At 67.8% G+C, this 4559-nt stretch carries 4 protein-coding genes and 2 pseudogenes; 4 read left to right on the top strand and 2 right to left on the bottom strand.

What is annotated here, in order from left to right; all coding sequences use genetic code 11:
• Positions 1-284: 284 nt before the first annotated feature.
• The gene (locus AB0F18_RS38520; protein ID WP_362070002.1) at positions 285-659 is read right to left on the bottom strand and encodes a hypothetical protein; all 375 of its coding nucleotides are present in this window, start codon (positions 657-659) and stop codon (positions 285-287) included.
• 344 nt (positions 660-1003) lie between these two features.
• Here AB0F18_RS38520 and AB0F18_RS38515 point away from each other — a divergent pair.
• From AB0F18_RS38515 to AB0F18_RS38500, 4 genes and pseudogenes are all read left to right on the top strand, one after another.
• Positions 1004-1108, top strand: a pseudogene (locus tag AB0F18_RS38515) (DUF664 domain-containing protein); the annotation flags it as partial.
• A gap of 157 nt (positions 1109-1265) precedes the next feature.
• A complete protein-coding gene (locus AB0F18_RS38510) occupies positions 1266-1916 on the top strand; it encodes a hypothetical protein (protein ID WP_362069999.1) in 651 nt (216 codons plus the stop codon).
• A gap of 204 nt (positions 1917-2120) precedes the next feature.
• The gene (locus AB0F18_RS38505) at positions 2121-3125 is read left to right on the top strand and encodes a hypothetical protein (protein WP_362069996.1); all 1005 of its coding nucleotides are present in this window, start codon (positions 2121-2123) and stop codon (positions 3123-3125) included.
• Between the two features lie 83 nt (positions 3126-3208).
• Entirely contained in the window at positions 3209-4039 is an 831-nt protein-coding gene (locus tag AB0F18_RS38500; protein WP_362070005.1) for a hypothetical protein, read from the top strand.
• A gap of 40 nt (positions 4040-4079) precedes the next feature.
• Here the strand turns inward: AB0F18_RS38500 and AB0F18_RS38495 are convergent.
• A pseudogene (locus tag AB0F18_RS38495) lies at positions 4080-4202 on the bottom strand (transposase); the annotation flags it as partial.
• Between the last annotated feature and the right edge of the window lie 357 nt (positions 4203-4559).

Raw genomic sequence — 4559 nt, 5'->3', positions numbered from 1 at the left:
CATCATTTGGGACCTCGATCACGCGGACGAGCATGCCACAGCCGCTCCTCCATCCGGTCCTGCCGCCGACATCACGAGTTCAACCTGAGTAACGCGTGAGCCGAAAGGGCCCCGCCCACCTGCGTGGACGGGGCCCTTGGGCGGCAGCGGAATGTGTAGCGTGGCTCTTCAGCAGATCACCTGTCCACGTTGCTCCATACAAGCGCGAGTGTCCACCGCGCTACCTGAAATCCAATAATTTCCCGTAGCTCGGTCTTCCATGGGCGGCTTCCCGCCCCTACCCGTTACGGATTGGTCATGCGTATCGGGGTTTTCTGTTCGTCGTCAGCGGGGCCTCCGCCTGCCCTTCGCAGCCAAATCCACGCGTAGGTCTGTTCGTCCCCGGCCTCGGTGTTCAGCTGACTCGCTGTCGCGGTGAAGAGCTTGACCCGGTGCGCGGGTCTGCCATCCACCGGCGCCGGGAATCGCTCCGTGGGGGCGTATGCAGTGATCTGGTCATCGTCACCCGCGTCATGTTCCCAGATTTTCACCGAGTCATCGAAGAAGGCACCCCGGTCAGCCGGGTCGAAATGGGCCGTGTATTCGATAGTGAACAGCCATGTCCCGTCACTCCGGCGGCGAGCGTCCGTTATCGCGCGGTCGTTTCCTATCAACGCCATGGTCACACCTCCCTAACGTACTGTCACATCGCTGTGCACTTCCAGCGCACCACGACTCCATGAGGGATGCAAGTCATTCGAATCGCCCCTTTTTTGGTGGACGCCTCAATTTCTCCGTGGATATTGGAGCCATCAAATAGAGCGCCAGTGAGGGCGTGGCCTGACAATTCGGTGGCGGAGCGGTGTCGGTGGCGCCGCGCCGAGGACAAGGACAGCCGGACGTTCCTTGCCGGTTCGAGTTGCGGCCGCTGGAGCCGAGCCACGCGGCGTACGCCTCCATGAGGCAGTACGGGGTCCCGCCGGTAATGCTGCTGGATTGAACGCTAAGGAATGATCTTGGTTCGAGGGGTTCGGTGCGGTGGGTGCTGCTGCACCTGATCGAGGAGACCGCACGCCACGGCGGCCACGCCGACATCATCCGCGAGAGTCTGGACGGCGCCACCCTCTACCCCGCTGATGGCCGCCGCCGAGCAGTGGCCCGACCCGTGGTTCGAGCCCTGGGAGCCCGCCGCGCCCGCCGGCTGAGGGCTACGGGCCGTCAGAAGTCGTGCCCCATCGGCCGGATATGGTCGAGGCGCTCTTGCGGACCGGTCCTACGCTGGAGGCATGGCCACAGATCCCTTGCTGAGACAAGGCCCCGACTCGACGGATCTGGTCCTGCGCGCCGGCCCGACCGGGCCGGTGTGGAACGTGCTGACCTCGGCGGGGCTGGCGCTGTTCACTCCGCTCGCCCTGGGCGTGCCGACCCTGTGCGTCGCCTTCTGGATGGCGCTGGCCGGGGCGCGGGCGTCGACCGTGTTCGTGGTGGTGGGGGTGATCGCCGGGCTGGAGTACCTGATCGGCTGGCCGGCGCTGGCCTTTTCCCGGGCCCGGGACATCCTGCGGGTGGAGTTCGCGCCGGCCGGGGTGCCCGCGTCCCTGCGGTTGGTCCGGGCCGCCGGGCCGGACGACTGGCTGACCGTCAAGACCCTGCGCGAGGTGCGGCTGACGCACAAGGTGGTGGAGCCGTACCAGGGGGACTACAAGCCGGCCGTCTCCACGCTCGCGCTGGAACTCGTCCTGCGGGGCGAACCGGAGCGGCTCGCGCTCCCGGACGGCGGCGACCCGCAGCGGCTCGCCGACGCGTTGAAGGCCCTGCTCGGCCCGGCTGGGGTCGTGGTGGGGCTGCGCACCGAGCGCAGCACGCGCGATCGGCCGCAGCCCAACTCCGGCTGGACCTCCGGCGGTTCGGCCTCGGCCGGCTCGGGTGGCGGCTGACCCCGGGCTGCCCGTGGCGCTCCCCGGCCGGGGAGCGCCCGTCGATGCAACCGGCGGCAGGTGGTGCGGGGCAGCCTGCCGCGACCCGGGCGCGTTGAGCCGCCGGGTCGACCATTGCGGGCGTTCGCCGGCCTCGGGGCGGCGGCACTGGACGGCTACGTTGGCGCCCTCCTGCTTGAGGATTCATCCCTGCGGCGCGCGGCTGTGGCAGCGATCAGCCGCTGGAACAGCGACGTGCCGACTGCCGCGCGACATGTCCTGCCACTGCTGGGTGACGCGAAGGTCAGGCAGGCGGCGGTTCAAGCGTTCTCGGCGTGGGGGACCGCCGTGGTGCCGCTGCTCCAGGCGGTCCGCATCGACGGTCCGGGGGCGGCGCGCGCGGGTGCTCTGGAAGCCTTGGCGGAGATCGGCGGCGAGGCGGTGATGAGCGCCCGTGACATCGCGGCACTGGAACGGCTGGCCAGGATCGAAATCGCCAGCGACACGCCGGTTCCGCTCTCCTGCTGCTTCCTCTCCTGGATCGCGACGCCTACCGCGGACCAGGCCGGCGTCATGGAGATGCTCGGGCTGTCGCAGTCGCGTCCGGTTCCGTTCTCCGTCGGCGTGTATGCCGCGGACATCGACAGCCACGGGGGCCTCGACGCCGATCCACTCGATGTGTACCGCAGGGCGTTCGTTACTCCCGAGCCCGCCGGCTGGACCTTGGTGGTCGGTTCCTGGTGCGATCCCAGTGCCACTGAACGCCAGAACGAGGTCCTCGAAGCATGCGAACACCTCAGCGCCCGCTTCGGTCGCGCGCAGGCCTACTGGTGGAGCGCCTCCCAGGACGGCTCGGCGGTCCTGATCGCTGAGGATGGTGTCGTCGTCCGTCGCTTCGGCTACTTCCCTGGTGAGGATGTGCAGCACCTGGAACCGGGAGAACCGCTCGCGTACGAGCAGCAGCGGCACGCCGCGCTGGGGCTCCACGAGCCGTGCAACAACCCGCCGCAGAGCCACAACCCCCGAGAACGAGTCCCAGGAGCTCAACGAACCCACCTCACCCCACGTCACACCACAGCTAATCCACCCCGAGAGAAAGGGGGTTCGCCGGGGCTCCGTACCTCGCGCAGGTCTGGTGGCAGCGCGCGCAAAGGGCCGACCTGGCTGGGTGCCCAGGGTCACCGGTCTGGGGCGGATGGGAGTGGGTGCGGGGTGACCACGTGTGACTGAGCGTCGTAGTTGGCCCGTCCGGCCAGATACACGCTCAGTACTCGGTGGAGCCCGTTGACGGCGTCCCGTACGGTCGGCCCGTGATGATCAAAACGGGCGACCCCCGCAGTCTCGGCGTCCCAGCCTCCGAGGCACGGTTGAACTTCGATACGGAACTGCAGGAGCTCGGCGGCGGACCACGGCGCCGCTTGCTCATGGTCGACGACGAGCCTGCCTTCGAGCTCAGCTTCTACTGCGGCACGTGCCCGCTCCTGTTCCGCCGGCTGGAGACCGCGCGGGAGAATCTGTCCCTGGAGAGCATGCAGGAACGGCTCACCGGAACGCTGGACGATCCGGACGACGGCGGCGTGATCGATGCGTTCGGCACGTTGTTGCCGGAGGGCGAGTACCTTCCGCTGCTCCTGGAGGTGGAACCCCGGCTGGTTATCCCCGGCAGAGAGGGCGACTACTTCAGCGGCGAACAGGTCACGACCTGGGGGATCGATCAGTTCTGGGGCCTTCCGGAGTACCCGCACACCCCGTACTACCGGACCTTCGAGACCACGGTCGACGCGGACGCCCACCTCTACGAGTTCGTCGTGCCCATGGTTCCCCCAACGTGGAACGAGCGGGAGCGTGTCGAGGAATACGTCGCACTCATGGAGCAGGGAACGGTCCCCACGGCGGTGGCGATCTCCACCCTGGACGTGTGCCAGCCCGCCATCGACCGGGGAGACGACTACTTCGTGCACTGGGGCCTGACCCACTTCCTCCTCGACGGACACCACAAACTGGAGGCCGCCGCCACTGCCGGTCGGCCGGTGCGGCTCCTCTCGCTGCTGACCTTGGGCGAAAGCCTGGCCGGAGCGGAAGAGACCGCCCGGCTGCCTGCCTTGCGCACGCAATCCCGCACGGCCCGCCGGATCGGGCGGTAGACGTCGGTACGTGACTCCGGCCAACTGCAACGCTCAGTGGCTTGAGTAACTCAGGCTCTCCGTTCGGCACCCGCCGGGACAGCAGTTTCGTCCCGTCCTGATCGATGGCGACGCAATGGTGGTGGGTCTTGCCACTGTCGATTCCGGCCCAGATCCGGTTCATCGTGCTCCAGACGATCGTGCGTGCAGGTCTTGCCGCAGACGACCTCGCCGGCATGGCCTTACGCAGCGATCTTTGTCGCACTTCCCAATCTGGCGGCCGGGTCGTCGTGGGGCGCCGGGCGGCCAAGCCACTGCAGCCACGGACGGCAGCCAACTAGAAGCCACACCCGGCACCCCTGGGCGGCCCAACCATACGAAGGGGGCTCGGCCATCCCGTCCCAGGAACGTAAGGCCAACTAGCGTGCTCAAGGGCCACCTATCGTGCTCAGTCTCAGTGTTGAAACTGGCCGGTTGAGCATGAGGAACGGCTCGGGTGGCTGAGCCGTGACACGGTAGTTGGAACCTGGCCACGCGTGTT

It is taken from the genome of Streptomyces sp. NPDC029216, from assembly GCF_040648015.1.
GTDB lineage: Bacteria > Actinomycetota > Actinomycetes > Streptomycetales > Streptomycetaceae > Streptomyces.
The sequence above is the reverse complement of the archived record's forward strand: the minus strand, read 5'-3'. Positions and strand labels throughout refer to the sequence as shown.

Bases quoted from the DNA above. Each gene is read 5' to 3' on its own strand.
- AB0F18_RS38520 (WP_362070002.1), bottom strand. From the start codon at position 659: ATGGCGTTGATAGGAAACGACCGCGCGATAACGGACGCTCGCCGCCGG.
- AB0F18_RS38510 (WP_362069999.1), top strand. From the start codon at position 1,266: ATGGCCACAGATCCCTTGCTGAGACAAGGCCCCGACTCGACGGATCTG.
- AB0F18_RS38500 (WP_362070005.1), top strand. From the start codon at position 3,209: ATGATCAAAACGGGCGACCCCCGCAGTCTCGGCGTCCCAGCCTCCGAG.